Origin of the sequence: Acetomicrobium sp. S15 = DSM 107314, from assembly GCF_016125955.1 — a bacterium.
GTDB classification, from domain to species: Bacteria; Synergistota; Synergistia; order Synergistales; family Thermosynergistaceae; genus Thermosynergistes; species Thermosynergistes pyruvativorans.
This window is the reverse complement of the sequence record NZ_JADEVE010000120.1, coordinates 1-366: the sequence shown is the minus strand read 5'-3', so window position 1 is coordinate 366 and position 366 is coordinate 1. Positions and strand designations below refer to the sequence as shown.

Genomic DNA, 366 nt, shown 5'->3' with positions numbered 1-366 from the left:
GAGTCGTCCAAGCCGGCGTGGCTTATGATGCCTTTAATGGCCTCGGTCCCTTCGAGGGGAAAGCGCTCACAAACTTCCGCTCCGTCACCTATCTTTATCCGAATGTCATGCAGGTTCCAGTGCGCAAAGACGCTCATTCATGCCCTGAAGTTCCTTCAAAATATCCTGCAGGATATCTTCTGTCGTACGCGCCATCATTGCTCAAGCCCCGCTTTTTCCGCGAGCCGGACAACGCGCTGATGGATCCAGCCTCTCAGAAAACCCTTCGGGACAAAACCCCAAAAGCGGCTGTCCTGAGAATTAGGGCGATTATCGCCCATCATAAAATACTCTCCGGGCGGCACCTTGACGGGACTCATGTTATAG

The 366-nt window shown here is 53.3% G+C and carries 1 protein-coding gene and 1 pseudogene; one reads left to right on the top strand and one right to left on the bottom strand.

Features of this window, described 5'->3' with window-relative positions:
• Positions 1-122: pseudogene (locus EZM41_RS14575) on the top strand (TAXI family TRAP transporter solute-binding subunit); the annotation flags it as partial.
• A gap of 72 nt (positions 123-194) precedes the next feature.
• Here EZM41_RS14575 and lepB read toward each other — a convergent pair.
• Positions 195-366: signal peptidase I (gene lepB, locus EZM41_RS02940; protein ID WP_198469340.1), on the bottom strand; the 172-nt coding region annotated here is incomplete at its 5' end.